This window comes from Streptomyces sp. NPDC059852, assembly GCF_042731455.1.
Taxonomy (GTDB): Bacteria; Actinomycetota; Actinomycetes; order Streptomycetales; family Streptomycetaceae; genus Streptomyces.
The window spans coordinates 1-26751 of record NZ_JBHWJK010000014.1; the positions used below are offsets into that span (position 1 = coordinate 1).

Here is a 26751-nt window from a genome sequence, read left to right on the forward strand (position 1 = left end):
CCTGCCCCCAAACCCCCCCCCCCCCATGGCGGGGGGGGGGGGGCCCCCCCCGCCCCCCCGGGGGGGCCCCCCCACCCCGTCGCTCCGCCGACCTAGGCGTCGCCCCCGGCCGCTCCCGGGTCCGCCGCCGTCACGTCGAGCAGCTGGTACCGGTCGATGGCCTGCTTCAGGGCCGAACGGTCCACCTTGCCCTCCCTGGCCAGCTCGGTGAGGACCGCCAGCACGATCGAGTGCGCGTCGATGTGGAAGAACCGCCGCGCCGCGCCCCGCGTGTCCGCGAAGCCGAAGCCGTCGGCACCCAGCGACTGGTACGTGCCCGGCACCCAGCGGGCGATCTGGTCCGGCACCGACCGCATCCAGTCGGAGACGGCCACGAACGGCCCCTCGGCACCGCTCAGCTTGCGCGTCACGTACGGCACGCGCTGCTCCTCCTCCGGGTGCAGCAGGTTGTGCTCCTCGCAGGCCACCGCCTCGCGCCGCAGCTCGTTCCAGGAGGTCGCCGACCAGACGTCCGCCTTGACGTTCCACTCCTCGGCGAGGATCTTCTGCGCCTCCAGGGCCCACGGCACGGCCACACCGGACGCCATGATCTGCGCCGGCACCGAGCCGGACGTGCCCTCGCTCAGCCGGTACACGCCCTTGAGGATGCCCTCGACGTCGACGTTCTCGGGCTCGGCCGGGTGCTGGATGGGCTCGTTGTAGACGGTGAGGTAGTAGAAGACGTCCTCGCCGTGCGGGTGCTCGGCGTCGCCGCCGTACATCCGGCGCAGACCGTCCTGGACGATGTGCGCGATCTCGAAGCCGTACGCCGGGTCGTAGGCGACACAGCCCGGGTTGGTCGAGGCGAGCAGCTGCGAGTGCCCGTCGGCGTGCTGCAGTCCCTCACCGGTCAGGGTCGTGCGCCCGGCGGTGGCGCCCAGGACGAAACCGCGCGCGAGCTGGTCCGCCATCTGCCAGAACTGGTCACCGGTGCGCTGGAAACCGAACATCGAGTAGAAGACGTACACCGGGATCAGCGGCTCGCCGTGCGTGGCGTACGCCGAGCCCGCCGCGATCAGCGAGGCGGTGCAGCCCGCCTCCGAGATGCCGTCGTGCAGCATCTGTCCCTGCGGGGACTCCTTGTAGGCGAGCAGCAGATCCCGGTCGACCGCCTCGTACTGCTGCCCGAGCGGGTTGTAGATCTTCGCGCTCGGGAAGAACGAGTCCATGCCGAACGTGCGGTACTCGTCCGGCGCGATCAGCACGAACCGCCTGCCGAGCTCCTTGTCCCGCATGAGGTCCTTCAGGAGTCGCACGAACGCCATGGTCGTGGCGATCGACTGCTGACCCGAGCCCTTCTTCACGGTCGCGTACGTCTTGTCGTCCGGCAGCGCCAGCGGCTTCGACCGTACGACACGGGTGGGCACATAACCGCCGAGGCTCTTGCGGCGGTCGTGCATGTACTGGATCTCCTCGGAGTCGCGCCCCGGGTGGTAGTACGGCGGGAGGCCGCTCTCCAGCTCCTTGTCGGCGATCGGCAGGTGCAGCCGGTCCCGGAAGCGCTTGAGGTCGTCGACCGTCAGCTTCTTCATCTGGTGCGTGGCGTTGCGGCCCTCGAAGTTCGGGCCGAGGGTCCAGCCCTTGATCGTCTTGGCGAGGATCACCGTCGGCTGGCCCTTGTGCGCCTTCGCCGCGGAGAACGCCGCGTAGATCTTGCGGTGGTCGTGACCGCCCCGGCCCAGGTGCAGGATCTGGTCGTCGGTCATGCCCTCGACCATGGCGCGCAGCCGCTGGTCGTCACCGAAGAAGTGCTCGCGGATGTACGCGCCGGTCTCGGTGGCGTACGTCTGGAACTGCCCGTCCGGCGTGGTGTTCATCCGGTTGACCAGCAGGCCGTCGCGGTCCTGCGCGAGCAGCGGGTCCCAGGAGCGGTCCCAGATCAGCTTGATCACGTTCCAGCCGGCGCCACGGAAGATCGACTCCAGCTCCTGGATGACCTTCCCGTTGCCCCGGACGGGGCCGTCGAGGCGCTGCAGGTTGCAGTTCACCACGAACGTCAGGTTGTCCAGGCCCTCACGGGCGGCGATGGACAGCTGGCCCAGCGACTCCGGCTCGTCCATCTCGCCGTCGCCGAGGAACGCCCACACGTGCGACTTGGAGGTGTCCGCGATGCCGCGGGCCTCCATGTAGCGGTTCATCCGGGCCTGGTAGATCGCGCCGATCGGGCCGAGGCCCATGGAGACGGTCGGGAACTCCCAGAAGTCCGGCATCAGCCGCGGGTGCGGGTACGAGGACAGGCCGTGCGGCGCCTTGGACTTCTCCTGGCGGAAGGCGTCCAGGTTCTGCTCGCTGAGGCGGTCCAGCAGGAAGGCGCGCGCGTAGATGCCCGGCGAGGCGTGCCCCTGGAAGAAGACCTGGTCGCCGCCGTCGCCCTCGTCCTTGCCGCGGAAGAAGTGGTTGAAGCCCACGTCGTAGAGCGAGGCGGAGGAGGCGAACGTGGCGATGTGGCCGCCGACGCCGATGCCGGGGCGCTGGGCCCGGGACACCATGACCGCGGCGTTCCACCGGGTGGCGTTCAGGATCCTGCGCTCGATCTCCTCGTTGCCCGGGAAGAACGGCTCGTCCTTGGTGGCGATGGTGTTGACGTAGTCCGTGCTGCGCATCTCGGGCACGGCGACGCGCCTCGCGCGGGCCCGCTCGATCAGGCGCAGCATGAGATAGCGGGCCCGCTCCCGGCCGCGCTCGTCCACGGCGGCGTCGAGGGAGTCGAGCCACTCCTGGGTTTCCTCGGGATCGAAGTCAGGAACCTGACTCGGAAGGCCGCCAATGATGATCGGGTTGCGATCTGAACCGGAAGCCACGCTGTTCCTTACCTGTCAGAGGGCGGTGTTCGTGGGGTTTCTGGGTGCGCTGCACCGCTCCCCATCGTGTACCTCGGGGGACCGGACGTCATCTCTACTGCTGGGTAACCGGCGATGGGGCAACGGTCGAGTGCCCCCCAAGGGTTCCCAAACTCACAAAGGGGGCACATTGGTGTGGTGCACGTCACCACGGAGCCATGTTCGTGTGCCAGGAGTTGCGGTGACACGTTCCGGATCGTCACCGTTTCGGCGGTCCGGACGGCCGGGTACTTGCGCGATCCGCCCCGCCCGTGTGGACTACGGCCAATGCTTCGCGCACGCGCGTGGCTGAGTTATTCCCAAGACATGATCAGGAGGCAACCCGTGAGCGCGACCGCGGACCACGCGGAGGAGCGGACGAGCCCTGCCGTCAGGCTGGGGTTCCAGCCCGAGCAGGTGGTCCAGGAGATCGGCTTCGACGACGACGTCGACCAGGAGCTCCGCGAGGCCATCGAGGAAGTCATCGGCAGCGAGCTGGTGGACGAGGAGTACGACGACGTCGCCGACGCCGTGGTGCTGTGGTTCCGCGACGAGGACGGCGACCTGACGGATGCGCTGGTGGACGCCACCACGTACATCGAGGAGGGTGGCTCGATCCTTCTCCTGACGCCGAAGACGGGCCGTGACGGCTACGTGGAGCCCAGCGACATCTCTGAAGCCGCGACCACGGCGGGGCTGTCGGCGTCCAAGAGCGTCAGCGTCGGCAAGGACTGGAGCGGCAGCCGGCTGGTGACGCCCAAGGCCGCGAAGTCCAAGAAGTAACCGGTGGCTGAGCCGGGCCGGACCCCAGGGCCCGGCCCGGCCTCCTGCGCCGCCCCCGGTGGCCGCTGCATAGGGTGGACACCACCCGAACAGCCCATCGAAGGGACACGACGACGATGGCGATCCAGGTCGGCGACAAGGCCCCCGACTTCGCGCTCAAGGACAACCACGGCCGCACCGTGCGGCTCTCCGACTTCCGCGGCGCGCAGAACGTCGTCCTGCTCTTCTACCCCTTCGCCTTCACGGGTGTCTGCACCGGCGAGCTCTGCGCCGTACGGGACAACCTGCCGCGGTTCACCGACCGCGACACCCGGATCCTCGCCGTGTCCAACGACTCCATCCACACCCTGCGCGTCTTCGGTGAGCAGGAGGGCCTGGAGTACCCGCTGCTCAGCGACTTCTGGCCGCACGGCGAGGTCAGCCGCGCCTACGGCGTCTTCGCCGAGGACAAGGGCTGCGCACTGCGCGGCACCTTCGTCATCGACAAGGAGGGCGTCGTCCGCTGGACCGTGATCAACGCCCTGCCGGACGCCCGCGACCTCAACGAGTACGTCGAGGCACTCGACGCGCTCTGATCCCCTTCCGCCACCGACTCGACGCCGACACCCGCGATTGGTGGGTACAAGCCCTGCGAGCGACGGGAACCCGTCACTAGGATCGAGTCGTTGATCCGATACCGAACGCACGGCGGGGCTCCCGGCCCCCGGACATCAATGGAGGACTCGTGGGAGTCAGCCTCAGCAAGGGCGGCAACGTATCACTGACCAAGGAGGCCCCCGGCCTCACCGCGGTCATCGTCGGTCTGGGGTGGGACGTCCGCACCACGACCGGCACCGACTTCGACCTCGACGCCAGCGCTCTGCTGCTGAACAACACGGGCAAGGTCGCCAACGACCAGAACTTCGTGTTCTTCAACAACCTCAAGAGCCCCGACGGCTCCGTGGAGCACACCGGTGACAACCTCACCGGTGAGGGCGAGGGTGACGACGAGCAGATCAAGGTGAACCTGGCGAGCGTCCCGGCCGACATCGAGAAGATCGTCTTCCCGGTCTCGATCTACGACGCCGAGAACCGTCAGCAGTCCTTCGGCCAGGTGCGCAACGCCTTCATCCGCGTCGTCAACCAGGCCGGCGGCGCCGAGATCGCCCGCTACGACCTCTCGGAGGACGCGTCCACCGAGACGGCGATGGTCTTCGGCGAGCTGTACCGCCATGGCGCGGAGTGGAAGTTCCGCGCCATCGGCCAGGGCTACGCCTCGGGTCTGCGCGGCATCGCGCAGGACTTCGGGGTCAACGTCTGACGTCACCCGGCGTGCCCGTCCGGGACACGTCCGGCCGATTCCGGCGCCGTACCGTTTCGGTGCGGCGCCGGACGCGCAGAACAACCGAGAAGCACCACCTGGGGAGGACCAGCATCATGGGCGTCACGCTCGCCAAGGGAGGAAACGTCTCCCTGTCCAAGGCCGCACCGAATCTCACCCAGGTGATGATCGGGCTGGGCTGGGACGCGCGTTCCACCACCGGAGCCCCCTTCGACCTCGACGCCAGCGCCCTGGTGTGCAGCGGCGGCCGGGTCATGGGCGACGAATGGTTCGTCTTCTACAACCAGCTCAAGAGCCCCGACGGCTCGGTGGAGCACACCGGTGACAACCTCACCGGTGAGGGCGAGGGCGACGACGAGTCGATCCTGGTCGACCTGTCCAAGGTGCCCGCCCAGTGCGACAAGATCGTCTTCCCCGTCTCCATCCACATGGCAGACGAGCGCGGCCAGGCCTTCGGCCAGGTCAGCAACGCCTTCATCCGGGTCGTCAACCAGGCCGACGGCCAGGAACTCGCCCGCTACGACCTCAGCGAGGACGCCTCCACCGAGACCGCGATGATCTTCGGCGAGGTCTACCGCTACCAGGGCGAGTGGAAGTTCCGCGCGGTCGGACAGGGGTACGCGTCGGGTCTGCGCGGCATCGCCCTGGACTTCGGGGTGAACGTCTCATAACGCGATATGGGCAAAACCCGGGTCGGGGTGGGGTGCGCCACGGCACCGACATAGACTCCGGGTTCAAAGTTTCGTAAAGCCGAGTACGGCGCGGGGGAGCCCCGTACACACAGGATTGGGTAGCCAGTGCTTCTGAAAACCTTCGGCTGGTCGTTCGTGGTCACCGCGCTCGGCCTGGTCGCAGCGGTTCTTTTCGGGGGGTGGACCGCCCTCGGCATCGTGGCGATCCTCTCGGTCCTGGAGATCTCGCTGTCCTTCGACAACGCGGTGGTCAACGCCGGGATCCTGAAGAAGATGAATGCCTTCTGGCAGAAGATCTTCCTCACCGTCGGCATCCTCATCGCCGTGTTCGGCATGCGTCTGGTATTCCCCGTCGTGATCGTGGCCATCAGCGCCCAGCTCGGGCCGATCGAGGCCGTCGACCTCGCGCTCAGCGACAAGGACCGCTACCAGCAGCTCGTCACCGACGCCCACCCGTCGATCGCCGCGTTCGGTGGCATGTTCCTGCTGATGATCTTCCTCGACTTCATCTTCGAGGAGCGGGACATCAAGTGGCTGGCCTGGCTGGAGCGCCCGCTGGCCAAGCTCGGCAAGGTCGACATGCTGTCGGTCTGTATCGCGCTCATCGTCCTGCTGATCTCCTCGCTGACCTTCGCGGCCCACGCCCACCAGCACGGCGGCGCCCACGTCGACAAGGCCGAGACGGTCCTGCTGTCCGGTATCGCCGGCCTGATCACGTACATGATCGTCGGTGGTCTGTCCGGGTTCTTCGAGGACCGCCTCGAGGAAGAGGAGGAGCGCGAGCACGAGGCCGAGGAGGAGGCCGAGCGCAGCGGCAAGCCCCGCTCCGCGGTCGCCCTGGCCGGCAAGGCCGCGTTCTTCATGTTCCTGTACCTGGAGGTCCTGGACGCCTCGTTCTCGTTCGACGGCGTGATCGGCGCCTTCGCGATCACCAACGACATCGTCCTCATGGCCCTCGGCCTCGGCATCGGCGCGATGTACGTCCGGTCGCTCACGGTCTACCTGGTCCGCCAGGGCACCCTCGACGACTACGTCTACCTGGAGCACGGCGCGCACTACGCCATCGGCGCGCTCGCCATGATCCTGCTGGTCACCATCCAGTACCAGATCAACGAGATCATCACCGGCCTGATCGGCGTCGTGCTGATCGGCGCCTCCTTCTGGTCCTCGGTCCGCCGCAACCGCGCCCTCGCGGCGGCGGAGGGAAAAGCGGAGACCCCGGACAAGACTGAGGTGTCGTCCGGGGTGTGACACCCCCGAGGGTGAGGAACGCTCTGAGCGGGGCGGCCGGACGTCCGGCCGCCCCGCCGGTTTGTGCAGGGACACGAACGTCCTGCGGGACGTGGGGGGCGGACATGGGCTTCTTGGACGGGCTCTGGCGTGGACGGGCGGCCGAGTTCGACTCGGGCAACGCGTCGTCGAACGCGATCGAGCTGACGAAACGGCACGACCGGGTCTCGCTCACCCGGCAGGGAGCGGCCACCGGCCATCTGCGGGTCAACCTGACCTGGCGTATGCGGACCTCCGACATCGGCGGGTCCCAGCGGGAGAGCCTGCTGCGGCACCCCTTCAAGGCGCTGCGGCCACCGGAAGTCCTCGGGCACAGCCAGAGCATGGTCAACGTCGACCTCGACCTCGGCTGCCTGTACGAGCTGTCCGACGGCACCAAGGGCGTCGTCCAGCCGCTCGGCGGCTTCCTCGGGGACGTCAACGCGCCGCCGTACGTCAAGCTCAGCGGCGACGACCGGTTCGGCTCCGCGTCCGGCGAGACGATCTACGTCAATCTCGACCACCGGGACGACATCAAGCGGCTGCTGGTCTTCGTCTACATCTACGACCAGACGCCGGCCTTCGACCGCACCCACGCCATCGTCACGCTCTACCCCAGCAATGGGCCCCGCATCGAGATCGGCCTGGACGAACGGCACCCCCAGGCCCGCTCCTGCGCGGTGGTGACCATCGAGAACGTCAAGGGCGAACTGTGGGTCCGCCGCGAGGTCAAGTTCGTCTACGGCTTCCAGGCCGAACTGGACCGCCTCTTCGGCTGGGGCCTGCAATGGGGCCGCGGCTACAAGACGAAGGCCGAGCACTGAGCCGGAGGACGGCTCGTGCTCAGCGTCCGATGAACTGCGGACCCTGTGGGGGCAGGCGGACCTCCGGCGCCGGGCCCGGTGCGGTCGCCGGGGGCGGATAGCCGTACCCCGCGGCGGCGGCCGTCCCGGCCGGCTGGGGATAGCCGTACGCCGGCTGGGTCGGCGGGGGCTGCTGCGGATAGCCGTACGACGGCTGCGGCGGCACCACCGTCGTGGGCTGCTCCGGCGGCAGCGGCTGCGACACCTCGGGGACCTGGGTGGCCGGGGGCTCCTGCGCCGCCGCCTCCGACTCGTCCACGGAGATCCCGAAGTCCGTGGCCAGTCCCTTCAGGCCGTCCGAGTAGCCCTCGCCGAGGGCACGGAACTTCCAGCCCTCACCCCGGCGGTACAGCTCGCCGCAGATCAGCGCGGTCTCCGCGCCCGTCTCCGGCTTGATGTCGAAATAGGCCAGCGGCTCGCCCTCCGCCGCAGAGGCGTCGTACAGCGCGATACGCAGGTCCCGTACGCGGTCGAACGGGACCCCGTCCGCCGACGCGACGAGCAGAATCTGGCCGACGGCCGCCTCGACACCGGTCAGGTCTGTCTGGATCGTGTCGGTGAGGCCCTCGGCGCCCTGCTTCTTGCCGAGCCGCCACACCGTCCCCGAGGGGTGCCGGGGCTGGTTGTAGAAGACGAAGTCCTCGTCGGAGCGCACACGGCCGTCGGGGCCCAGGAGCAGAGCGGAGGCATCGACGTCGGGGACCCCCTGCCCGGGTGTCCAGCGCAGCACGGCGCGTACCGTGGTGGCCTCCAGCGGGATGTTCGACCCTTTCAGCATCGCGTGCGTCATACGGTCATCCTGCCCTCTCCGTCCTGGTCACGACAACGCGGGGGGCACGGTGTGTGCGCAGATGTGCGGGTCCGCGTTACCAGAAATTCATGCCCGTCGGGAACCCCCGACATGGGTATCTACGTACTATTACCGGCCACCTGTGAACAGGTCACAGGGGCCACTGAGTCACCACGGGGGAGCTCCATGCGTCATTTCGGGCACATCGCCCCAGAGGTGCGTCAGCGCCTGTTCCACCGGGAGCCGAGCGCCTTCACCGCCGGCTCCCCGTCCCGGCTGCTCTCCGTCGCCCTGGGCGCCACGCTCTACAGCCCCGCCACCAGACCGCGGCTGGCCGACGACATCGTCAAGCAGAGCGGCCGCGGCGTGGTCTCGATGGTGCTGTGCCTGGAGGACTCCATCAGCGACGAGGACGTGCCGGCCGGCGAGGAGAACCTGGTCGCCCAGCTCACCGACCTCGCGGGCCGCCCCTACGCCGACGACCCGCCGCTGCTCTTCGTCCGCGTCCGCACCCCCGAGCAGATACCCGACCTCGTGCGCCGCCTCGGCCCCGCCGTCCGGCTGCTGTCCGGATTCGTCCTGCCGAAGTTCACCGAGGAACGCGGCATGCCGTTCCTCGAAGCCCTCGCGAGCGCCGAGACCGACAGCGGACACCGGCTGTTCGCCATGCCCGTCCTGGAGTCGCCCGAGCTGCTCTACCGCGAGTCCCGCGTGGAGACCCTGGAGGGCATCTCCCGGGCCGTCGACAAGTACCGCGACCGGGTGCTCGCACTGCGCCTCGGCGTCACCGACTTCTGCTCCTCGTACGGACTGCGCCGCGCCCCCGACATGACCGCCTACGACGTCCAGGTCGTCGCCTCCGTCATCTCCGACGTGGTCAACATGCTCGGCCGCGCCGACGGCACCGGCTTCACCGTCACCGGGCCCGTCTGGGAGTACTTCCGCGTACAGGAACGCATGTTCAAGCCGCAGCTGCGCCGCAGCCCCTTCCTGGAGGGGCGGGCCGAGGCGCTGCGCGAAGCCCTCATCGAGCACGCCATGGACGGCCTGCTGCGCGAGATCACCCTCGACCACGCCAACGGCCTGCTCGGCAAGACCTGCATCCACCCCTCCCACGTCCTGCCCGTGCACGCGCTGTCCGTCGTCAGCCACGAGGAGTTCAGCGACGCCCAGGACATCCTCAGGCCCGAGCGCTGCGGCGGCGGCGTGCTGAGGTCGCAGTACACGAACAAGATGAACGAGGTGAAACCGCACCGCGCCTGGGCCGAGCGCACCCTCCTGCGCGCCGAGGCCTTCGGCGTGGCCAACGAGGACATCGGCTTCGTGGAACTGCTCGCCGCCGGCATACCGGCCTGACCGGACCGGCATCCGCTCGGCCGGGCCCCACGCCGGGACGCCCGGCCCCTCGATCCAAGGGACGCATGAACAACGCAGTGAACAACGGGGTCTGGTCCGGAAGCTGGGTCGCCGAACGGCTCGGAGTCCAGCTCGTGGGCGACGACACGCTCACCGACCTGCTGGGCCTGGCCCTGCGCCGCAACCCGAAGCGAGCCCACCTCCTCGTCTCGAACGTGCTCGGCAAGCACGTACCCCAGTCACCCACCGTGGTCCACGGCGCCGGCTACGGCCTCGGCCGCCGCGTCCGCGACCTGCTGGGTGACGAGGAAGCGGCCGCCGCGGTGGTCCTCGGCTACGCCGAGACCGCCACCGGCCTCGGCCACTGCGTCGCCGACGGCCTCGGCCTCGCGCCCTACCTGCACTCCACCCGCCGCCCCGTCCCCGGCGTCGCCCGCGCCGGCGGCTTCGAGGAGTCCCACTCCCACGCCACCTCCCACCTGCTGCTCCCCGAGGACCCCACCCTCCTCGTCGGCGACGGCCCCCTCGTCCTCGTCGACGACGAGTTCTCCACCGGCAACACGGTGCTGAACACCATCCGCGAACTCCACGAGCGCTACCCGCGCCGCCGCTACGTCGTCGTCGCCCTCGTCGACATGCGGTCCCCGGCCGACGCCGGACGCCTCGACGACTTCGCCCGCGAGATCGGCGCCCGCGTCGACCTCGTCACCGCCGCCACCGGCACCGTACGGCTCCCCGACGGAGTGCTGGAGAAAGGCCAGGAACTCGTCGCACGCCACGAGACCCCGCCCCCGGCCCCCACCGGCACCGCCGCCCTCCGGCCCACCCGCGTCGACCTGCGCTGGCCCGCCGGCCTCCCCGACGGCGGCCGGCACGGCTTCACCCCCGCCCACCGCACCCGGCTGGAGCACGCCCTGCCCGCCATGGCCGCCCGCCTGGCCCAGGCCCTCCCCGACGGCGCGCGCCGCGTCCTCGTCCTCGGCTTCGAGGAACTCATGTACGCCCCCCTCCGGCTCGCCCGCGAACTGGAGCAGACCACCGGCCTCGAGGTCCGCTACTCGACCACCACCCGCTCACCCGTGCTCGCCGTCGACGACCCCGGCTACGCGATACGCACCCGCCTCGTCTTCCCCGCCCACGACGACCCCGCCGACGGCCCCGGCGAGCGCTACGCCTACAACGTCGCAGGCGCCGGCTTCGACGCCGTCGTCACCGTCGTCGACTCCACCGCCGACACCCCCGCCCTGCACGCCCCCGACGGACTCCTCGCCCAGCTCGCCGCCCAGACCCCGCACGTCCTGCTGGCCGTCGTCCCCTCGTACACCCCCGGCCCCCTCGCCCTGCCCGAAAGGCCCCCGATGCTGCCCGAGCCCCTGCGCGGCCCCGCCTTCTCCTCGTACGCCCCCGAAGAGGTCGGCTGGCTGCTCCAGGACCTCTCGGACGTCACCCTGGAGGCACCCACCGAGGAACGCGAGGAGGCCATCCAGAGCGGCGGCGCCCACTACGCCGAGTCCCTGCCCGTCGAGTACCAGCCCAGCGAGCAGTACCAGGCGCTCTTCCACAGCGCCCTCGCGGAGTCCGCCGGCCGCCTCGCCCAGGCCGTCGGCGCCGTCACCGAGATCGTCCTCGCCGAACGCTCACCCCGCCCGGTGCTCGTCTCCCTCGCCCGCGCCGGCACCCCCGTCGGCATCCTCATGCGCCGCTGGGCCCACTTCCGGCACGGCCTCGAACTGCCCCACTACGCCGTGTCCATCGTGCGCGGCCGCGGCATCGACGCCAACGCCCTGCGCTGGCTCGCCCGCCACCACGACCCCCGCGACGTCGTCTTCGTCGACGGCTGGACCGGCAAGGGCGCCATCACCCGCGAACTCGCCACCGCCATACGCGAGTTCGAGACGACCGACGGCATCACCGGCTTCGACCCGGAGATCGCCGTGCTCGCCGACCCCGGCTCCTGCGTGCGCACCTACGGCACCCGCGACGACTACCTCATCCCGTCCGCCTGCCTCAACTCCACCGTCTCCGGCCTGATCTCCCGCACCGTGCTGCGCGCCGACCTCGTCGGCCCCCACGACTTCCACGGCGCCAAGCACTACCGCGAACTCGCCGGATCCGACGTCTCCGTCGCCTTCCTCGACGCCGTCTCCGCCCGCTTCCCCGACGTCACCGACGCCGTCGACGCCACCGCCAAGGACCTCTTCTCCACCGACCGCACCCCCACCTGGGAAGGCTGGGCCGCCGTCGAACGCATCAGCGAGGAGTACGGCATCCACGACGTGAACCTCGTCAAGCCCGGCGTCGGCGAGACCACCCGCGTCCTGCTGCGCCGCGTCCCCTGGAAGATCCTCGCCCGCGCCGGAGCCGGCGCCGACCTCGACCACGTCCGCCTGCTCGCCGAACAGCGCGGCGTACCCGTCGAAGAGGTCCCCGAACTCCCCTACACCTGCGTCGGGTTGATCCACCCCAAGTACACCCGGGGCGCCACCGGCGCCGACGGCCGGGCGGTGAACCTCTGATGCCCGTCATCGTCGCCAGCGACCTCGACCGGACCCTGATCTACTCCTCCGCCGCGCTCGCGCTCACCATGCCCGACGCCCGCGCCCCACGCCTGCTCTGCGTCGAGGTGCACGAGAGCAGACCGCTGTCCTACATGACCGAGACGGCCGCCCAGCTGCTCACCGACCTCGGTGACCGCGCCCTCTTCGTCCCCACCACGACCCGCACCCGCAAGCAGTACCAGCGCATCAACCTGCCCGGGCCGCCCCCCACCTACGCCATCTGCGCCAACGGCGGCCACCTCCTCGTCGACGGCGTCTCCGACCCCGACTGGCACGCCCAGGTCACCGCCCGCCTCGCCGAGCGCTGCGCACCCCTCGCCGAGGTCCAGGACCACCTGATGGCCACCGCCTCCCCGGCCTGGGTACGCAAGCACCGCGTCGCCGAGGACCTCTTCGCCTACCTCGTCGTCGAACGCGAACTGCTGCCCGAGGAATGGGTGAAGGAACTCGCCGTCTGGGCCGAGAACCGCGGCTGGACCGTCTCCCTCCAGGGCCGCAAGATCTACGCCGTTCCCAAACCGCTCACCAAGAGCGCCGCCCTGCGCGAACTCGCCCGCCGCACCGGCGCCGAACTCACCCTCGCCGCCGGGGACTCCCTGCTCGACGCCGACCTGCTGCTCGCCGCCGACCGGGGCTGGCGCCCCGGCCACGGCGAACTCGCCGACACCGACTTCACCGCCCCCGCGGTCACCGCCCTGCCCGAACGAGGAGTCCTCGCGGGCGAACGCATCCTGCGGGAGTTCCTGAAGACGACCGGTGGAAGGGAACGGAAGGGCTGAGGCATGCCCTAGCCGCAGCAGCCCCCGCCGCAGCAGCCGCCACCGCCCCCGCCGGACGCCCTGGGCGCCGCGGGGGCGCTCGCCGTCCCACCGACGGCCACCGTCGACAACAGCTTCACCGTGTCGTCGTGCCCGGCCGGGCAACTCGCCGGAGCGGACGACTCCGCCATCGGCCGGCTCAGTTCGAACGTGTCGCCGCAACTGCGGCAGCGGTACTCGTAGCGAGGCATGACCCCAGGTTAGCCCGGCCCATGACCGCCGCCCCGCTCCTCACGGATCTGCGCCACCACCCGCGCCACCGACTGCCGCACCGCCTCCGTCTCCGTCAGGAAGTGCCAGTAGTCCGGATGCCGTCCCTCCAGCGAACCGGCCGCCCGCTCCAGCCGCGCCACCGACTCGTCCAGCGGACGCGCGTGCCGCGGATCCGGAGTGTTCCGCCCCGCCATCGCCAGCCGCTGCGCGTCCCGGATCGCGAACCGCGTCCGGTCGATCTCCTGCTGCGGATCCTTCTGCACCGCGTTCAGCCGGCGCAGCCGGTCACCCGCCGCCGACACCGACTCGTCCGTCGTGTTCAGCAGCGCCCGCACCGTCGACAGCAACGCCGTCGCGTCCGGCCAGCGCTGCGCGTCGCGCGCCTCCCGAGCCTCCCGCAGCTTCACCTCGGCCTGCCGCACATTCTCCGCGGCCACCTCCGGCACCCCCTGCAGGTCCTGCCAGCACGCCGCCGTGAACCGCCGCCGCAACTCGCTCAGCACCGGCTCCACCTGCTCCGCACGCGTCGTCAGCGCCTGCGCCCGCGTCCGCAGCGACACCAGACGGTGATCGATCTCCGCCGCCCGCTCCGGCAGCCGCTCCGCCTCCGCCCGGATCGCGCCCGCCTCCCGCGCGACCCGCTCCGCCCGCTCCAGCGTCTGCGGCACACCATGCCGCCCCGCGCCCTCGTTCAGCAGCGTCAGCTCCGGCCCCAGCGCCGCGAGGCGCGCCGCCAGATCGTCCGCCCGCAGCCCCGACTCCCGCACCGCGTCCAGCGCGTTCGACGCCGCGAGCAGCCCCTGCCGGGCCCGCTCCACCGCCGGCGCCAGCCGCGCCAGCTGCGTCTCCGCCTTCCCCAGCAGCGGCCCCAGCCCGTCCGCGAACCGGTCCAGGTCCCGCCGTACGCCGTCCAGGTCGTCCTTCGCCCGGCTCAGCTCCGCTCGGGCCCGGCTCGCCGCCGCGGCCTCCAGGTCGTCACGGTCCAGATCGTGCGCGTCGACCGCCTCGATATAGCGGTGGCTCGCCTCGTCGATCCGGCGGCCCAGCGCGGCGAAGTCGTCGATCGCCCGCCGGGCCGCCGGCGAGTCGTCCACGGCCGCGATCGTCTCTATCGAGATCCGCAGATCCCGCTGCGCGGTGTCCAGCTCGTAGAAGGCGGCCGCGGCGGCGTCCTTCGCGGCCTGCGCCTCCGCGCGCTGGTTCTCCGCCCGCCCGCCGAACCAGCGCCGGGTCCCCCCGCCCGCGAACGCGGCCGGAAGCGCGAGGACGGCGACGAGGGGAAGGGCGAGCGCCGGCACCAGCGGGTCCAGGGCCCGGAGCACACCGGGCCGGACCCGGCGCACGGGACGGTGCCGCCGCATCACGGGCGGCACGGACGGCGAGTTCGGCTGCGGAGGTGTCGCCGTCACATCCCTCTCCCGTGCTGTCATTCACCCTGCCGGTGTCATTCTCCCACCGGTGAAGGACGAACACACGGGCCGGTCAGTTCACCGTTCGCACCGTGATGTTCCCGTCGCCGCTGTGCGCATTGATCCGCCGGGAGCTGGAGGCGTCCCTCGGTACGGACACGTCGACCGAGCCGTCCCCGGCCTTCGCCTCCACCCGGTAACCGGCCCGCGGCACCTCGACCGTCACCGAACCGTCCCCGCTGCGGGTCTCCACCAGATCCGGCACGCTCCCCAGCGACAGCCGCACCGAACCGTCACCGGACTTCGCGCGCACCTCGCGCGACGCCACGTCGAACACCCGCACCGAACCGTCCCCGGTCTCCAGCTCCAGCGGCCCACTGGAGTCGCTGACCTGCACCGAACCGTCCCCGGTACGGATGTGCAACGGGTCCTCGAACCCCCGCGCCCGCACACTCCCGTCCCCGTCCAGCACCCGCACGGTGATCCCGCGCGGCACCTCGATCCGGTGCTTGGCCGAGCAGTCGGCGACCACCCCGGAGCACTTCTCCCGCAGCACCAGCCGGTCGTCCTTCATCGACCAGGTCACCTTGGGGTCGCTTCCGAACATCACCGAGCCCTCGAACCACCGCGTCACCTCGACCGACCCGGCCTTGTGCCCCTCGGCGGCGACGATCTCCAGCGCCGAGTCGTCCGAGTCCACGGTCAGCGTCCGCCCCTCCAGCGCGAACGACCGGTGCTCCGGCTCCTTGTCGTCCCCGGCGGACGCCCCGCACGCACTCACCCCCGCGGCCACTGCCACGAGCACCCCGGCGACGGCGATCCGAGCGGGAACGGAACGGGCCATGACGATCTCCCCCTGAGCTGTTCCGGACCCTTCCGCGGCCCGGATTCCGACGATGCTCAGACCGTACGGACGAAACCCCTCGGAGAGGATCCGGCCCACCACCGGACCGGGGGTGGGGGTAGCCCCCGGGTGTGCCGCCCGGGGACGCCCGGGACGCCGGATATGGGTTTGTGGCTCGGGGCACGGGACAATGTAGGCTGTCGACTCGTTCTCGGGTGCGTAGCTCAGGGGTAGAGCGCCTGCCTTACAAGCAGGATGTCGGCGGTTCGAAACCGTCCGCGCCCACGCACAGGGAAGGACCCCGGTCGGGTGACCGGGGTCCTTTCGCGTGTCAGGGGGTCTCCTCCGGGTTCTCGTGCGCGTGCTTGAGCTTCATCCGGGCGTCGACCCGGGCCGCCCCGTCGAGCTGCGACCAGAAGCGGTGGCCGCTGACGAACACCGCGAGTTCGTGTTCGCGGCGGCGCAGCTTCTCCACCTCGGCCTGTTCGTCCTCCGTCCAGCCGGGGGAGGCCGGGCGCTCGATCTTGCGCCAGCCGTTGTCGTCGCTGAAGCCGTCCAGGGGCACGACGGACCAGGGCAGCCTTCTCAGCAGGGCCGACAGCTCGGCCCGGACCTGATGCAGCTCCTCCTGACCGGCGCGAAGGTCACTCGGAAAGTCATAGGGCGTAGCCACGGCTCAATGCTACGCCTGTTCGATTTCGGGGTGCGAGTCGCTTCGGGAGGTTCATGCGAACGGGTGTGTGAGGGACGAGTGGGGACGCGGAAATCCGGTGGTCGGCCGTGGCCCGGCCGCCTACGTTCGGGCGCATGGTGGACGACTGCTTCGGGCATCCGCGACTCGCCGCGCTGTACGACCCCCTCGACCCCGACCGCAGTGATCTCGACGTCTATGCCGCGCTCGCGGAGGAGTTCGGGGCGCGGAGTGTGCTGGACATCGGGTGTGGCACGGGGGTGTTCGCGCTCCTGCTGGCCGACCGGGGGATCGAGGTCACCGGCGTCGATCCCGCCCTGGCGTCCGTCGACGTGGCCCGGGCCAAGCCGGGGGCGGACCGGGTGCGCTGGATCCACGGGGACGCGACGGCGCTTCCGCCGCTGCGGGTGGACCTCGCGACGATGACGGCGAACGTGGCGCAGGCCGTCGTGGAACCGGCCGTCTGGCGGGGGACGTTGCGGGGGGCCCGTGAGGCGCTGCGTCCGGGCGGGCGTCTTGTGTGCGAGACGCGCGATCCGGCCCGGCGGGCCTGGGAGGAGTGGACGCGTGAGCGGTCCCGCCGGGTGACGGAGGTCCCGGGGGCCGGGGCGGTCGAGACATGGTTCGAGTTGCTGGACGTGCGGCTGCCGCTGGTGTCCTTCCGGTCGAACTTCGTGTTCGGCGCGGACGGGGCGGTCCTCACCTCGGAATCGACGCTGCGGTTCCGGGGGCGTGAGGAGGTGGAGGCGGATCTGGTCGCGGAAGGGTTCGTGGTGGACGAGGTGCGGGACGCGCCCGACCGGCCGGGGCGGGAGTTCGTCTTCGTCGCGCGGCGCCCGTGAGAGGTTCACGCGATGGGCCCGCCGGGGGGAGACTGGGCGCATGTGCCGCAGCATCAAGACGCTTCGTCCGCCCGCGATGCCCGAGGAGGCGACGGAGGACGACATCCGCGCCGCCGCCCTCCAGTACGTGCGCAAGGTGTCGGGCTTCCGGGCCCCGGCCGCGCACAACCGCGAGGTCTTCGACCGTGCCGTCGACGTGATCGCGCAGGCCACGGCTGAGCTGCTCGACGGCCTGGAGGTCAGAGGGCAGGCCGCCCGGCAGGCGGGCTGAGCCGGCCCGGCGTCAGTAGCGCTGGGCCTTGGCGATCTCGGCGGTCAGGCGGGGCTCGGGAGGCTTGCGGCTGATGGCCACGGGCTCGGCGCGTTCGCCGGGTTCGAGGTCCTCGGCGCCGACGAAGCGGGTCTCGACGACCTTGCCGTCCGGGTCGCGGAAGTCGACCTGCACGGCGTAGGACGCGGTGTCGTCCGTGCGGTTGGTGATGGCCACGACGACGGCCAGCAGGTTGCCGGTGTCGGCGCGGGGCTTGCCGGTGAGGGAGACGTCGGCGGTGGCGTTGCCGCGCCCCTCGACGTCCTTGAGCTGCTTCTGCGCGGCGTCGTTGGCCCGTTTGATCTCCGCCGACACCGAGGCCTCGAACTCGGAGGCGCGGGCGGAGGCGGAGGACGCGGCGGCCGAGGCGCGTTCGCGGGCCGAGGCTTCCAGGGAGGACAGGCCGGGCGCCGGTGAGCCGGAGAAGGAGGCCGTGTCGGGCGGTGTGGGGGTGGGGCGGGCGGAGGCGGCGCCGTCGCCGTCGTCGTCCCCGCCGCACGCGACGAGTCCCGTGGCGCCCAGGACCGCGAGGAGGAGTGCGGCCAGGGCGGTGCGTGCGCGGGGCCGCCGGGGTGGTGTCGTCGCCTTCGGCGCGCGAGCGCTCATGGGGGTCCCTTTCGGACGCGAACACGTCGGCCGGGCCTGGCGGCCCTTCGATGTGACCCATCGTGCACGCGGAGGGACCTCCCGGCCACTCAGGGTCACGGGAGGGCTCGGCGAGGTTCAGGCGGGGCTGCGGCGCACCAGGAACGTGGCCACGGCGCCGGCGCCGAACAGCGCCGCGACGGAGACGAGCGTGGCCACCCAGGTCGCGCCGAGCCACTGGGCGCCGAGGTAGCCGAGGGCGACGCTGTAGATCGCCCAGGCGAGGCCGGCGACGGCGGACCAGGGCAGGAAGTCGCGGGGGCTGCGGCGGGTGGCGCCGGCGCCGAAGGAGACCAGGGAGCGGCCGGCCGGGGCGAAGCGGGCGAGGACGACGAGGGCGCCGCCGCCGCGGGACAGCGCGGCGCCGAGACGTTCCTGCGCGGCGGCGAGCCGGCGGGAGCGGGCCAGGGCACGGTCCAGGCGGGGTCCGCCGCGCCAGGCGAGCCGGTAGGCGACGAGGTCGCCGAGGACGGAGGCCGTGGCGGCGCACAGGATGAGGGCGAGGATGTCGGGTACGTCGTCCGGGACCTGGCCGGTCGCGGCGCCGGAGCCGGCGGCCGCCGCCGTGGCCGCGGTGATGACGAGGACGCCGCTGGGCAGGACCGGCAGGAACACGTCCAGCAGGACCGACAGCCCGACGGCCGCGTAGATCCATGGGGCCGCCGTCAGCGATCCCACGTCCGCGAGACTTTCGAGCACCGCAACTCCCCGGTTTCACCCCCGTGGCCAACCGTGCCGCGGTGTCGCGGGGGAGCGGCAGGAGCGGCCTGTGTCAGCCATACAGCGTACGCCGCTGGTGTGACATCCGGTTCATCGGGGGCTCGTGTGTTCGGTCTGATCTGTCCGCCGTGTCGGGCGGACGGGTGTCAGCGGGTGAGGTCGGTCTCCATGACCGTCCGCAGCCGTGCCGGTGCGCCGCGTCTCGCGTGGGCCTGTTCCAGCCGCAGCCGGGCCGCGCGCCCGCCGAGTGTCAGGGTCATCAGCTGGTTGCCGAACCAGGGGCCGCCGGTGCGGCGCCAGTCGATCTTCGGGCGCCGGGAGCGGCCGTGTCCGGCGATCCAGCTCCCGAGTCCGCGCGCGAGCCTGCTCCAGCCGAAGCGGAATCCGAACCGGATGGCCGCGGGGACCGCGTTGTGCACGGGGGAGCAGGTGAGCTGGAGGACCCGGGCGCGGGGTGCCGTGCCGTCGTGCCAGAGGGGTTCGGCGACGTAGGCGTGGTGGACGTCCCCGGACAGGACGCACACGGTGGCCGGGGCGTCCGGGCCGGACCCGGCCTCGGCGACGAGGTCGGTCAGGGCGTCGAAGGACTCGGGGAAGGCCGCCCAGTGCTCCAGGTCGGCCGCGCGGCGCAGCTTCTCCCCGAGCCGTGCCCAGCGGGTGCCCTGGTCGCCCCGGCACAGCGCGGAACTCCACGCCTCGATGTCGTGCACCAGGTGGGGCAGCAGCCAGGGCAGGGAGGTGCCGATGAGCAGGTGGTCGTAGGAGCCCCGCTCGGCGAGGGTCTGTTCGCGTACCCAGTCGGCCTCGGCCGGGTCGAGCATGGAGCGCCGGCCCTCCTCCAGGACGCGGGCCGCGCGGCTGTCCACCATCACGACGCGTACCCGGCCGAAGTCACGCCGGTAGCTCCAGCGCACGGTGGCCGCGTCCTCTTCGGCCCGGGCGGCGAAGGCCCGCAGTGCCTCGGTGCCGTCGTCGGCCGTCCGGACGGACGCGTACAGCGGGTCGGCCTCCAGCTCGGCGGGGGAGAGGTTGCCCAGGTGCTGGTACACCCAGTACGACATCAGGCCGCTGAGCACCCGCTTGTGCCACCACGAGGTGGCACGCATGTCGGCGACCCAGGCGGCGGAGGTGTTCCAGTCGTCGATCAGATCGTGGTCGTCGAAGATCATGCAGGTGGGCACGGTGGACAGCAGCCAGCGCACCTGCGGGTCGAGCCAGGACTCGTAGTAGAGGTGGGTGTACTCCTCGTAGTCGGCCACCTGTCCGCCCGGGGGGTCGTCCAGGTCGCGGCGGGTCGCGAGCCACTCGCGGGTGGCGTCGGAGGTCTCGTCGGCGTACACCTGGTCGCCGAGGAGCAGCAGGACGTCGGGGCGTTCGCCGTCCGGATCGGCGGCGATGCGTTGCGCGAGGGCGTCCAGGGCGTCCGGGCCGACCGGGTCGGGCTCCCCGGTGGGCGGAGAGGCCCAGCGGCAGGAGCCGAACGCGACGCGCACCTGGCCGTCCGGGCCCGGGACGGGAATGACGGACGGCGGGAGCGACGGGAAGGGGTCCTCGGCCGCCGGCCACACCCGGGTGCCGTCCAGGAAGACCTCGTACGGGGTGGCCGTCCCCGGTGTGAGACCGGTGACGTGGACGAGCGCGTAATGGTGATCCGCGACGCGGAAGGTACCGGCCGTCCCGCCGGACCCGTCCGCGCAGCGCACCTCGACGGCGCCCGGTCGGTGGGTCTCGACCCAGATGGTGGCGGACGAGCCGTCGATGTACCTCAGCAGTGGTCCGAGCCGCAGTCCGGCCATGGTGTGAGCCCCTTCCTCCGTCGCCCCGTCACGGTACGCAGCGACGGAGGCCGCCGGGAAGATCCGCGCTCAGCAGCTCGCGAGGTGATTCTGCAGCGCGGACTTCTCGGCCGAGTCGACGGAGAGGTCGTAGTAGTACTTCACCTGCACCCAGGCGCGGACGTAGGTGCAGCGGTAGGCGGTGCGGGAGGGCATCCAGGTGGCGGGGTCCTGGTCGCCCTTGGCCTGGTTGACGTTGTCGGTGACGGCGATGAGCTGGGGCCGGGTCAGGTCGTTGGCGAACGCCTGGCGCCGGGAGGTGGTCCAGGAGCCGGCGCCGGAGTCCCAGGCCTCGGCGAGCGGGACGACGTGGTCGATGTCGAGGTCGGAGGCGGCGGTCCAGGTGGCGCCGTCGTAGGGCGAGTACCAGCTGCCGCTGGTGGCGGCGCAGGAGGAGTCGGTGACGACGTTCGAGCCGTCGCGCTTGAGGACGGTCTCGCGGGTGTTGCAGGTGCCGGACTGGGTGATCCAGTGCGGGAAGAGGTCGCGGTCGTAGCCGGTGCGGTTCTCGGCGGCGACGGTGAGCTGGGAGAGGTAGCCGCGCGCGGTGGCGGCGCTGACCGGGGTGGGGAGGGCGGCGGAGGCCGTCGGGCTGTTGAGGAGTCCGGCGGAGGCGATGACGCCGGTCAGCGCCGCGAGTATGCTGACGCGTCGACGCGCGTAGAACGTGGGCATGTGAACTCCCTTGTGGGATGGGGGTGTTGGCGTCCGGGCACGGGCATGCTCGCGACGCCGTGTTGCGGGGAGGTGTGCGCGCGGTAAGAAGTTAGTGGCGCGTACATGACATAACAAGGTTTACGGCGAAACGTTTCGCGTATGATGGGGGGAGCAGAAGGGGAGTAGCTCTTCGCCGGACCGTCGACATACTGCTCAGCTCGTCTGAGCCGGCGCCCGGAGGCGGACCTCGGTCACGGGGTCGGCCAGCGAGACCTTCGGCAAGCAGTGCACGTCCGCGCCTCCGGTGCGGGCGACCCGTGCGCTGCCGTGCCGAGGTGTCGCAGCGCAGAACGCACTCTCGGCGGGGCAGCCCCGACCGATTGAGGACCCTTGATCAGCCTGACCGTGGCGGCCGTCGTCTTCGGCGTCGTCTTCCTCGCCGAACTGCCCGACAAGACCGCCCTCGCCGGACTCGTGCTCGGCACCCGCTACCGCGCGTCGTACGTCTTCGCCGGTGTCGCCGCCGCCTTCACCGTCCACGTCGTGCTCGCCGTGGCGGCCGGCAGCGTGCTGACCCTGCTGCCCCAGCAGATCGTGCACGCCGTGACCGGCGTCCTGTTCCTGGGTGGCGCGGCCGTGCTGCTGCTCAAGAAGGACGAGGGTGAGGAAGAGATCCGCAAGCCCGAGAACCAGTCCTTCTGGAAGGTGTCCGGCGCCGGCTTCATGCTCATCCTGGTCGCCGAGTTCGGGGACCTGACGCAGATCATGACCGCCAACCTCGCCGCCCGCTACGACGACCCGGTGTCCGTCGGCATCGGCGCGGTGCTGGCGCTGTGGAGCGTGGCCGCCCTCGGGATCGTCGGCGGCAAGGCGCTGATGCGCCGGGTGCCGCTGAAGCTGATCACCAGGATCGCGGCGCTGGTGATGCTGGGTCTGGGCCTCTGGAGCCTCTACGAGGCGATCGCCTGAGGCCCGGCGGGTACCCGTGGCGCCTGCGGCGCCGGCTGAACGGCCGGTGAACGTTTTCCGGATGCGGTGGCGCGATCGGCCCCCGGTTTTGTACCGTAGAAAAACAAAGTGGCTCCGCCCGTTTTCCCTGACCGGCGGGCGGATCCACCTTGTCCCTCCCGGGGGCCGCCCCGGCACCCCCGCGCCCCACCCCCTGCTTGGAGTCGCCGATGCCGGCCGCCGCCGTCCCCACCGTGCTCACCGCCCGTGCCCTCCTGCTCGACATGGACGGCACCCTCGTCAACTCCGACGCCGTGGTGGAGCGCATCTGGCGCCGCTGGGCCGACCGGCACGGGCTGGACGGCGACGAGGTGATGAAGGTCGTGCACGGACGGCAGGGCTACGCCTCGATGGCCCTGCTGCTGCCCGGCCGCCCCATGGAGCAGAACCACGCGGACAACGCGCGCATGCTCGCCGAGGAGACCGCCGACATGGACGGCGTGGTGCCGGTGCCCGGCGCCGCCGCGTTCCTGGCCTCCCTGCGCGGGCTGCCGCACGCCCTGGTCACCTCGGCCGACGTCGCGCTGTCCACCGCGCGGATGGCCGCCGCCGGTCTCGCGCTGCCGGAGGTGCGGGTGACCGCCGAGTCCGTCGGCGCCAGCAAGCCCGATCCCGAGGGCTTCCTCAAGGGGGCCGCCGAACTCGGCGTCGACCCGGCCGACTGCGTCGTCTTCGAGGATTCCGGCGCCGGCATCCAGGCCGGGCGCGCGGCGGGGATGCGGGTCGTCGGCGTCGGGCCGCGCGCCGGACTCCACCGGCCCGACGCGCTCGTCCAGGATCTGCGGCAGGTGCGTGTGGAGGCCGTCGAGGGTGGGGCGGTCCGGCTCGTCGTCGGCTGACGGGTCGTGGGGGGCACGGGCTCGGGTCTTCTCGCCCGCGCCGCGACTTCCCGTCCCCGGGGGCTGCCGTCCCCGGATTCCCGCCTCGGCCCTGGGGCGGGCCTCGTCCTCGAACGCCGGCGGCTGGCCGCCCCGCCAGCCCGGCGGCCCGCCGCGCGGCGTCAGGGCTCGCTGGTCTCCGACTCCAGCCGCTCCCGGGTCTTCAGGTCGTACACGCCCCACTCCTGCGGCCAGACGCCCCGCGCCCACTGGTACCGGGAGACCGCGTCCTGCAGAGGCTGGTCGTAGGTGCCCCGGGCCGGCCGGTTGTACAGCCGCAGCTGGCTCAGGCGCAGTTCCAGCTCGACGACCTCCGGGCCCTGTGAACCCCGGCGCAGCACGGGCGGCTCCGGGTCGGCGGCCAGGTTCCCGTCCGTCGGCGCGCTGCTCGCGGGGGTGCTGGGGCTCTGCTCCGGTGCGGTCGAGGGCGACGGCGTCGCGGAGGCTCCGGTCTCGGAGGCCGACGGGGACGGCGACTCCGTCGGGCTGCCGGACGGGGACGCGGACACCGACGCCGACGCGGAAGCCGACGGGGCGACGGCGGTGGCGCCCGGCGCCCGCGTCGTCCCCGACGTGCTCGCCGACGGCGCCGGTACACCCGCCCGGACGTCCTTCGGCTGCGCCTCGTCCCGCGACGGGGCGTCGTACGCGAACAGCCCGCTCGCCAGACCCGCCGCCGCGACCACGGCGACGACCGCGCCGCCCGCGCCGAGCAGGACCGTCCGCCGGCGCCGCCCGCCCGCCGCGGTCCCGCGGCCGCCGGCGTCCACGACCCGCAGGGTGGCGGTGGCCGGGTCGAACAGGCTCAGGTCCCGGGCGCTCGGCGGGCTCCCCCCGGGCGCCAGCGGCGTGGGCAGCGCGGAGGCCGGCGCGGCCGGCGCCGGGACCGCGCGCAACGCCATCGTCTCCCCGTCGTCGGGCGCGCCCTCGCCCTCCAGCTCCACGTATGGGCGTATGCGCAGCGGATCGAAGTCCTCCGCCGCGGCCGCCTCGGCCGTACGCGCCTCACGCAGCGCGTCCGACACGTCCTGGGCGCAGCCGCACTCCGGGGTGCGGTCGGCCGCCCTCGCCGTCCCGCACCGCGGGCAGGCACGGCCGTCCGGGCGCTCTGTCCCCCCGGCCCCCTCGGTTCCCCTCGGCTCCGTCACGCGTCGGTCCCTCCCCTCGCGAACTCCCCAGATTATGCAGACGTCCTCCACGGCTTCTTCGCATACCCCGGGGAAGACCCTCTCCCCGGAGGACTCAACAGGCCATAACGGGATACAGCGATCACGATGGAGGAGAAAACGAGACCGTCGGGAGGTCTTCATGGCCGGGGATGCGCACGGCAGCGCGGGGGGTGTGCGTGACACGCAGCCACCGAAGAGGCGGGCCGAGCCCCACGAGAACGTGTCCGGCAACGTCCTCGTCTCCATCGGCGCGCTGCTCCTCGGCATGCTGCTCGCCGCGCTCGACCAGACGATCGTGTCGACCGCGCTGCCGACCATCGTCAGCGACCTCGGCGGTCTGGAGCACCTGTCCTGGGTCGTGACGGCCTATCTGCTGGCGTCCACGGCCGCCACGCCGCTGTGGGGCAAGCTCGGCGACCAGTACGGACGCAAACGGCTCTACCAGGTCGCGATCGTCATCTTCCTCGTCGGCTCCGCCCTGTGCGGCATGGCGCAGGACATGACCCAGCTCATCGCGTTCCGCGCCCTGCAGGGACTGGGCGGCGGCGGCCTCATCGTGCTGTCCATGGCGATCGTCGGCGATATCGTCCCGCCCCGTGAACGCGGCCGGTACCAGGGGCTGTTCGGGGCCGTGTTCGGCGCCACCAGCGTCCTCGGGCCGCTCCTCGGCGGCGTGTTCACCGAGCATCTGAGCTGGCGGTGGGTGTTCTACGTCAACCTGCCCGTCGGCGTCGTCGCGCTCGCCGTCATCGCCGTCGTGCTGCACATCCCGCGCCGGGGCACCCGGCACGTCATCGACTACCTCGGCACCCTCCTGATCGCCGCCGTCGCCACCGGACTCGTACTGGTGGCGTCCCTCGGCGGGACGACCTGGGCGTGGGGCTCGGCGCAGATCGTGGGGCTCGCGGTGGCCTCCGTCGTGCTCGGGCTCGTCTTCGTCGCCGTGGAGCGGCGGGCCGCCGAACCCGTACTGCCGCTCAAGCTGTTCCGGGTGCGCACGTTCACGCTGTCCGCCGTCATCAGCTTCATCGTCGGCTTCGCCATGTTCGGCGCGATGACCTACCTGCCGACCTTCCTCCAGGTCGTCCAGGGCATCAGCCCCACCCTGTCCGGGGTCCACATGCTCCCGATGGTCGCCGGCATGCTGCTGTCGTCCACCGGGTCCGGGCAGATCGTCAGCCGCACCGGCCGCTGGAAGGTCTTCCCGATCGCCGGCACCGGCGTCACCGCCCTCGGGCTGCTGCTCCTGCACCAGCTCGACACCGGCACCTCCACCGCCCTGATGAGCGTGTACTTCTTCGTCTTCGGGCTCGGCCTCGGCCTGGTCATGCAGGTCCTCGTGCTGATCGTGCAGAACGCCGTCCCCTACGAGGACCTCGGCGTCGCCACCTCGGGCGCCACGTTCTTCCGCTCCATCGGCGCCTCGTTCGGCGTCGCCATCTTCGGCACGATCTTCGCGAACCGGCTCGACGACCTCCTCGTGGCCGCCTTCCGCGGAGTGGAACTGCCGCCCGGCGCCTCCCTCGAGGGCCTGGAGGCCGACCCGCGCGGCATCGCCGGACTGCCCACCGCCCTGCGCCCGGCCGCGCTCGACGCGTACGCGACGGCCATCACCGACGTGTTCCTGTACGCCGTCCCGGTGGCCCTGCTGGGCTTCCTGCTGGCCTGGTTCCTGCGCGAGGACAAGCTGCGCGGATCGGTGACCGCCCCCGACGTCACCGAGACGCTGGCCAGCAACCCCGTCGAACGGTCCTCCTACGACGAGGTGTGCCGGGCGCTGTCGGTGCTCGGCACCCGCGAGGGCCGCCGGCAGATCTACGCGACCATCACCGAGCGGGCCGGGTACGACCTGCTGCCCGCCGCCGGCTGGCTGCTGCTGCGGATCAAACGGTACGGCTGGGTCGAACCGGTCGTCCTCACCGAGCGCACCTCCGTGCCGCTGCGGGTCATCCTGGAGGCCGCCCGGCAGGTCGAGGGACGCGGACTGGCCGCCCGCGAAGGGGTCGACCTCGTGCTCACCGACCGGGGCCGCGAGGTCGCCGAGGACCTGGCCCGCGTACGGGAGGAGTCGCTGGCCGAACTGCTGGGGGACTGGTGGGGGCCGGACCGCCCCACCGACCTGGTCCAGCTGGTCAAGGAGCTCAACTCCGAACTGTGCGGCTCCGACCGGGAGCAGCCGCACAACGGGGCGCGGCCCGCCGAGGCGTGAGCCGCGGCGGACG

The 26751-nt window shown here is 71.7% G+C and carries 25 protein-coding genes and 1 tRNA gene; 15 read left to right on the top strand and 11 right to left on the bottom strand.

Annotated elements, in window-relative coordinates:
* Nucleotides 1-92: 92 nt before the first annotated feature.
* Nucleotides 93-2840 carry a pyruvate dehydrogenase (acetyl-transferring), homodimeric type gene (gene aceE, locus ACFV46_RS19145; RefSeq protein WP_376728812.1) on the bottom strand — a complete coding sequence of 916 codons (2748 nt, stop codon included), beginning with the start codon at nucleotides 2838-2840 and terminating at the stop codon, nucleotides 93-95.
* 363 nt (nucleotides 2841-3203) lie between these two features.
* Here aceE and ACFV46_RS19150 point away from each other — a divergent pair, with 363 nt between their 5' ends.
* The 6 genes from ACFV46_RS19150 (at nucleotide 3204) to ACFV46_RS19175 (ending at nucleotide 7747) form a co-directional block, all read left to right on the top strand.
* Nucleotides 3204-3641 (top strand): DUF3052 domain-containing protein, encoded by a 438-nt coding sequence (locus ACFV46_RS19150; protein ID WP_055620756.1) that lies wholly within the window; start codon nucleotides 3204-3206, stop codon nucleotides 3639-3641.
* 116 nt (nucleotides 3642-3757) lie between these two features.
* Nucleotides 3758-4216, top strand: coding sequence for a peroxiredoxin (locus tag ACFV46_RS19155; protein ID WP_376728813.1), 459 nt, complete (start codon nucleotides 3758-3760; stop codon nucleotides 4214-4216).
* Nucleotides 4217-4365: 149 nt separating this feature from the next.
* A complete protein-coding gene (locus ACFV46_RS19160; RefSeq protein ID WP_361936190.1) occupies nucleotides 4366-4941 on the top strand; it encodes a calcium homeostasis/redox stress adaptation protein in 576 nt (191 codons plus the stop codon).
* A gap of 116 nt (nucleotides 4942-5057) precedes the next feature.
* Nucleotides 5058-5633, top strand: coding sequence for a TerD family protein (locus ACFV46_RS19165; protein WP_361936193.1), 576 nt, complete (start codon nucleotides 5058-5060; stop codon nucleotides 5631-5633).
* Nucleotides 5634-5759: 126 nt separating this feature from the next.
* Nucleotides 5760-6905: a DUF475 domain-containing protein gene (locus ACFV46_RS19170; protein ID WP_283290718.1), complete on the top strand. Its 1146-nt coding sequence runs from the start codon at nucleotides 5760-5762 to the stop codon at nucleotides 6903-6905.
* A 104-nt stretch (nucleotides 6906-7009) separates the two neighbouring features.
* The gene (locus ACFV46_RS19175; RefSeq protein ID WP_361936196.1) at nucleotides 7010-7747 is read left to right on the top strand and encodes a Tellurium resistance; all 738 of its coding nucleotides are present in this window, start codon (nucleotides 7010-7012) and stop codon (nucleotides 7745-7747) included.
* 19 nt (nucleotides 7748-7766) lie between these two features.
* Here the strand turns inward: ACFV46_RS19175 and ACFV46_RS19180 are convergent, their stop codons facing one another.
* Nucleotides 7767-8576, bottom strand: coding sequence for a TerD family protein (locus ACFV46_RS19180; RefSeq protein WP_376728815.1), 810 nt, complete (start codon nucleotides 8574-8576; stop codon nucleotides 7767-7769).
* Nucleotides 8577-8762: 186 nt separating this feature from the next.
* On the opposite strand from ACFV46_RS19180, the gene ACFV46_RS19185 reads away from it, so the two are divergent.
* From ACFV46_RS19185 to ACFV46_RS19195, 3 genes are all read left to right on the top strand, one after another.
* Complete coding sequence (locus ACFV46_RS19185; RefSeq protein ID WP_361936202.1) at nucleotides 8763-9932, top strand: HpcH/HpaI aldolase/citrate lyase family protein; 1170 nt, start codon at nucleotides 8763-8765, stop codon at nucleotides 9930-9932.
* Nucleotides 9933-9997: 65 nt separating this feature from the next.
* Nucleotides 9998-12448: a phosphoribosyltransferase gene (locus ACFV46_RS19190; protein ID WP_385498942.1), complete on the top strand. Its 2451-nt coding sequence runs from the start codon at nucleotides 9998-10000 to the stop codon at nucleotides 12446-12448.
* Entirely contained in the window at nucleotides 12448-13269 is an 822-nt protein-coding gene (locus tag ACFV46_RS19195) for an HAD family hydrolase (RefSeq protein WP_376728817.1), read from the top strand. The genes ACFV46_RS19190 and ACFV46_RS19195 overlap by 1 nt, the downstream gene beginning before the upstream one ends.
* An 8-nt stretch (nucleotides 13270-13277) precedes the next feature.
* Here ACFV46_RS19195 and ACFV46_RS19200 read toward each other — a convergent pair whose 3' ends face one another.
* The 3 genes from ACFV46_RS19200 to ACFV46_RS19210 form a co-directional block, all read right to left on the bottom strand.
* Nucleotides 13278-13499: a zinc ribbon domain-containing protein gene (locus ACFV46_RS19200; RefSeq protein ID WP_361932233.1), complete on the bottom strand. Its 222-nt coding sequence runs from the start codon at nucleotides 13497-13499 to the stop codon at nucleotides 13278-13280.
* A 9-nt stretch (nucleotides 13500-13508) separates the two neighbouring features.
* Nucleotides 13509-14930, bottom strand: coding sequence for a hypothetical protein (locus ACFV46_RS19205; RefSeq protein ID WP_385498943.1), 1422 nt, complete (start codon nucleotides 14928-14930; stop codon nucleotides 13509-13511).
* A 73-nt stretch (nucleotides 14931-15003) separates the two neighbouring features.
* Nucleotides 15004-15774, bottom strand: coding sequence for a DUF4097 family beta strand repeat-containing protein (locus tag ACFV46_RS19210; protein ID WP_376728819.1), 771 nt, complete (start codon nucleotides 15772-15774; stop codon nucleotides 15004-15006).
* A 213-nt stretch (nucleotides 15775-15987) separates the two neighbouring features.
* Here ACFV46_RS19210 and ACFV46_RS19215 point away from each other — a divergent pair.
* A tRNA-Val gene (locus ACFV46_RS19215) sits at nucleotides 15988-16059 on the top strand.
* A 46-nt stretch (nucleotides 16060-16105) separates the two neighbouring features.
* Here ACFV46_RS19215 and ACFV46_RS19220 read toward each other — a convergent pair.
* Nucleotides 16106-16447 (bottom strand): hypothetical protein, encoded by a 342-nt coding sequence (locus ACFV46_RS19220; protein ID WP_376728820.1) that lies wholly within the window; start codon nucleotides 16445-16447, stop codon nucleotides 16106-16108.
* A 134-nt stretch (nucleotides 16448-16581) separates the two neighbouring features.
* On the opposite strand from ACFV46_RS19220, the gene ACFV46_RS19225 reads away from it, so the two are divergent.
* Nucleotides 16582-17307: a class I SAM-dependent methyltransferase gene (locus tag ACFV46_RS19225; protein WP_385498944.1), complete on the top strand. Its 726-nt coding sequence runs from the start codon at nucleotides 16582-16584 to the stop codon at nucleotides 17305-17307.
* 40 nt (nucleotides 17308-17347) lie between these two features.
* Nucleotides 17348-17578 (top strand): DUF2277 domain-containing protein, encoded by a 231-nt coding sequence (locus tag ACFV46_RS19230; RefSeq protein WP_361932221.1) that lies wholly within the window; start codon nucleotides 17348-17350, stop codon nucleotides 17576-17578.
* A gap of 12 nt (nucleotides 17579-17590) precedes the next feature.
* Here ACFV46_RS19230 and ACFV46_RS19235 read toward each other — a convergent pair whose 3' ends face one another.
* From ACFV46_RS19235 to ACFV46_RS19250, 4 genes are all read right to left on the bottom strand, one after another.
* The gene (locus tag ACFV46_RS19235; RefSeq protein ID WP_376728822.1) at nucleotides 17591-18223 is read right to left on the bottom strand and encodes a hypothetical protein; all 633 of its coding nucleotides are present in this window, start codon (nucleotides 18221-18223) and stop codon (nucleotides 17591-17593) included.
* Nucleotides 18224-18340: 117 nt separating this feature from the next.
* Entirely contained in the window at nucleotides 18341-18961 is a 621-nt protein-coding gene (locus ACFV46_RS19240; RefSeq protein WP_361932216.1) for a VTT domain-containing protein, read from the bottom strand.
* A gap of 167 nt (nucleotides 18962-19128) precedes the next feature.
* A complete protein-coding gene (locus ACFV46_RS19245) occupies nucleotides 19129-20778 on the bottom strand; it encodes an alkaline phosphatase D family protein (protein ID WP_385498945.1) in 1650 nt (549 codons plus the stop codon).
* Nucleotides 20779-20847: 69 nt separating this feature from the next.
* Complete coding sequence (locus tag ACFV46_RS19250; protein ID WP_385498946.1) at nucleotides 20848-21492, bottom strand: HNH endonuclease family protein; 645 nt, start codon at nucleotides 21490-21492, stop codon at nucleotides 20848-20850.
* Nucleotides 21493-21864: 372 nt separating this feature from the next.
* On the opposite strand from ACFV46_RS19250, the gene ACFV46_RS19255 reads away from it, so the two are divergent.
* The gene (locus tag ACFV46_RS19255) at nucleotides 21865-22443 is read left to right on the top strand and encodes a TMEM165/GDT1 family protein (protein WP_361932208.1); all 579 of its coding nucleotides are present in this window, start codon (nucleotides 21865-21867) and stop codon (nucleotides 22441-22443) included.
* 209 nt (nucleotides 22444-22652) lie between these two features.
* The gene (locus tag ACFV46_RS19260; RefSeq protein ID WP_361932205.1) at nucleotides 22653-23321 is read left to right on the top strand and encodes an HAD family hydrolase; all 669 of its coding nucleotides are present in this window, start codon (nucleotides 22653-22655) and stop codon (nucleotides 23319-23321) included.
* A gap of 161 nt (nucleotides 23322-23482) precedes the next feature.
* Here ACFV46_RS19260 and ACFV46_RS19265 read toward each other — a convergent pair whose 3' ends face one another.
* Entirely contained in the window at nucleotides 23483-24385 is a 903-nt protein-coding gene (locus ACFV46_RS19265) for a peptidoglycan-binding protein (protein WP_376728826.1), read from the bottom strand.
* A gap of 283 nt (nucleotides 24386-24668) precedes the next feature.
* Between ACFV46_RS19265 and ACFV46_RS19270 the strand changes: the two genes are divergently transcribed.
* Complete coding sequence (locus ACFV46_RS19270; protein ID WP_385498947.1) at nucleotides 24669-26738, top strand: DHA2 family efflux MFS transporter permease subunit; 2070 nt, start codon at nucleotides 24669-24671, stop codon at nucleotides 26736-26738.
* The last annotated feature ends 13 nt before the right edge of the window (nucleotides 26739-26751 follow it).

What these genes read in the sequence shown, in the direction of transcription:
- ACFV46_RS19185 (WP_361936202.1), top strand. Translation starts at nt 8,763, where the DNA reads ATGCGTCATTTCGGGCACATCGCCCCAGAGGTGCGTCAGCGCCTGTTC.
- ACFV46_RS19225 (WP_385498944.1), top strand. Translation starts at nt 16,582, where the DNA reads ATGGTGGACGACTGCTTCGGGCATCCGCGACTCGCCGCGCTGTACGAC.
- ACFV46_RS19180 (WP_376728815.1), bottom strand. Translation starts at nt 8,576, where the DNA reads ATGACGCACGCGATGCTGAAAGGGTCGAACATCCCGCTGGAGGCCACC.
- ACFV46_RS19165 (WP_361936193.1), top strand. Translation starts at nt 5,058, where the DNA reads ATGGGCGTCACGCTCGCCAAGGGAGGAAACGTCTCCCTGTCCAAGGCC.
- ACFV46_RS19210 (WP_376728819.1), bottom strand. Translation starts at nt 15,774, where the DNA reads ATGGCCCGTTCCGTTCCCGCTCGGATCGCCGTCGCCGGGGTGCTCGTG.
- ACFV46_RS19235 (WP_376728822.1), bottom strand. Translation starts at nt 18,223, where the DNA reads ATGAGCGCTCGCGCGCCGAAGGCGACGACACCACCCCGGCGGCCCCGC.
- ACFV46_RS19190 (WP_385498942.1), top strand. Translation starts at nt 9,998, where the DNA reads ATGAACAACGCAGTGAACAACGGGGTCTGGTCCGGAAGCTGGGTCGCC.
- ACFV46_RS19245 (WP_385498945.1), bottom strand. Translation starts at nt 20,778, where the DNA reads ATGGCCGGACTGCGGCTCGGACCACTGCTGAGGTACATCGACGGCTCG.
- ACFV46_RS19260 (WP_361932205.1), top strand. Translation starts at nt 22,653, where the DNA reads ATGCCGGCCGCCGCCGTCCCCACCGTGCTCACCGCCCGTGCCCTCCTG.
- ACFV46_RS19250 (WP_385498946.1), bottom strand. Translation starts at nt 21,492, where the DNA reads ATGCCCACGTTCTACGCGCGTCGACGCGTCAGCATACTCGCGGCGCTG.
- ACFV46_RS19230 (WP_361932221.1), top strand. Translation starts at nt 17,348, where the DNA reads ATGTGCCGCAGCATCAAGACGCTTCGTCCGCCCGCGATGCCCGAGGAG.
- ACFV46_RS19195 (WP_376728817.1), top strand. Translation starts at nt 12,448, where the DNA reads ATGCCCGTCATCGTCGCCAGCGACCTCGACCGGACCCTGATCTACTCC.
- ACFV46_RS19155 (WP_376728813.1), top strand. Translation starts at nt 3,758, where the DNA reads ATGGCGATCCAGGTCGGCGACAAGGCCCCCGACTTCGCGCTCAAGGAC.
- ACFV46_RS19175 (WP_361936196.1), top strand. Translation starts at nt 7,010, where the DNA reads ATGGGCTTCTTGGACGGGCTCTGGCGTGGACGGGCGGCCGAGTTCGAC.
- ACFV46_RS19200 (WP_361932233.1), bottom strand. Translation starts at nt 13,499, where the DNA reads ATGCCTCGCTACGAGTACCGCTGCCGCAGTTGCGGCGACACGTTCGAA.
- ACFV46_RS19270 (WP_385498947.1), top strand. Translation starts at nt 24,669, where the DNA reads ATGGCCGGGGATGCGCACGGCAGCGCGGGGGGTGTGCGTGACACGCAG.